This window comes from Enterobacter sp. CFEC122 (assembly GCF_052983755.1).
On record NZ_JBRIQR010000106.1, the window covers coordinates 1 to 2,073 of the forward strand.

Consider the following 2,073-nt stretch of genomic DNA (forward strand, 5'->3'; position numbering starts at 1 on the left):
CTTCAAATGCTTCCATTATGTTCAATGACATTGCTGTTACCTACCTAAAACAACACCGGGTCTGGCCGCTTTAAACATTGCTGATTTACGATCCGCAATCCACTGTTCCACTTCGGATAACTGCCATGCAACATTTCGACTAGTAAGTGCTATACGGCGAGGAAACTCGCCTCGCTGTTCAAGGTTATAAATAGTGCGGGCTGACAATGGGATCATTTCCAGAAGTGTTTTTCTGTTAATGAGCGTGCTATGTGCCTTTGTTTGCATCTGCCTTCCTCCTGTTTCCAATCAGGCCTATACAATGCCAAGCATTACCACTTGCTAAAACCTATTCATTGGCTAAAATGGTTGACATGAAAATTACTATCTGGGAAGGCTGTGACCTCACAGTTGCAGCTGCAATTAAATTATTTGTAGAGCGTAGTTATCCGTACTCCATATTTTCACGGAGGTATCCAATACTGCGTCTCATACAGGAAGTTATTGATCCAGCAGTAGCTGCTTATGTAAATTCCCTGCCACCAAGTCATAAAGACTACATTTCTGGAGTAAATCTAGGATTTAGTGATGTACTTAAAAAAGTGGGCTTAAACGTCGTAGTACAGGCACAAAGACTTCTTTTGCGTAATTTCGTTCTGACTTTAGATCAACAAACTTCTCTTGATAAATGCTTTACCGCTACGATTGAGTCTCTTATTGAATTAGTCAGTGAGTGCGCATCCAAGCGGCCGAAGAAATCCGCTCCTGCAAAAGGAGTAACTATAAATTCACAGCGTAAGCTCGGTTATTGCGAGTTCTGCGGTAATCTAACCGAATTTTCCAAGTTGATCAGTGAGATATCAGAATTTGTTGCTAACGATAATGAGTTCCCCGTTCATGAAAAACAGGTCCTTAGTCATCGATATTGTTCTGACCATAGGCCCAAACTCACCAATGGTCTATGGAATCCCAAATACAGACAAGGAAAGCGGTCTCTCGAACAGTTCAATAAAGAATTAATAAGGCTTAGACGGCAATGCGCTAAACCGCATAAAGCTAACGCAAACACAGGGGATATATTGATTGATACCTATTTTCATGAGTGGATGCAGGGTCAAACTTTAACCCCAGCAGATCTAGATAAACTTAGGAATATTGCCAGACGAATGGTTGACTCCAAATTCACTGATACTAAGAAAAAAATAATCATATTAAAACACCAAGGTTTTAACCAGTTTGAAACCGCACAGGTTTTAGAAAAAAATCACTACACAACTATGACAAAGCAGGCTGTGTCCAAGGCATTAGCGTCTGTGAGGAAAGAATTTTATATTTAAAATAGTATATCCACGAGCTATTATGGTGGCAGTTTAAGTCTTAATATCATCCACTTTATTGAATTATAACCAGCCACTTACGAGGGTTTTTCGCGATTACCCTGCTTCAAATTGATGATTTTGAAAATACAGTATTATAGTTTATTGTTTGTAGCGCAGCTGTAAGCGTTATGCAAAACGGATCACAGTGATACTACCTCACCAGTAAATCACTGAAGCCGATCTGTAATGACATAGAACGAATTGGTTTTATGGTTATGCAATGGCTCATCCCCTTACTTGTCCCTGACCATAAAAAACATTCGCTTTCCTGAAAGCAAGTCTAAGCCAAGGGGCGTTTACAGTTGTCTTCTCTTGGCTCATTAGGTACTGGCTTAATTATTAGAATCATGTCGGTGGCATTTAAGTCCAAATATGCCCAAACTTTTAGCAGCTAAAATTCGTCTTCTCATGTAGGGTCAAGAAGCTTATGACTTAACCTATTGATTATGTGAATTACCTTGTGAGTATTACTCGTAGGATGGAATCTTCCAAAACTCTGACAATTCACTCTGAATGCATGGTAACAAAGAACAGTTTAAACCATGGTCTGTTCAGCGTTAAATTTCTCAAGATAGACTTCCATTTCGCGAGTCCACCTAGGGGTAGGTACCGAGGTGATCATTAGCCAAGGAAACCACCATACAAGCATGAAGAGTAACATAAGCGGTGCGATCATTTCGGCCGAAGAATGAGAAACTATATACATAATGAATAA

Annotated in this window: 2 protein-coding genes and 1 pseudogene; 1 reads left to right on the forward strand and 2 read right to left on the reverse strand. The window is 39.8% G+C overall.

Going from position 1 to position 2,073, the window contains the following annotated elements; genetic code table 11:
* Positions 1-36: 36 nt before the first annotated feature.
* Complete coding sequence (locus tag ACVCAM_RS26290; RefSeq protein WP_023308174.1) at positions 37-267, reverse strand: helix-turn-helix transcriptional regulator; 231 nt, start codon at positions 265-267, stop codon at positions 37-39.
* 77 nt (positions 268-344) lie between these two features.
* Between ACVCAM_RS26290 and ACVCAM_RS26295 the strand changes: the two genes are divergently transcribed.
* Entirely contained in the window at positions 345-1,316 is a 972-nt protein-coding gene (locus tag ACVCAM_RS26295) for a LuxR family transcriptional regulator (protein ID WP_447093747.1), read from the forward strand.
* A gap of 577 nt (positions 1,317-1,893) precedes the next feature.
* Here the strand turns inward: ACVCAM_RS26295 and ACVCAM_RS26300 are convergent.
* Positions 1,894-2,073 (reverse strand): annotated as a pseudogene (locus tag ACVCAM_RS26300) (hypothetical protein); the annotation flags it as partial.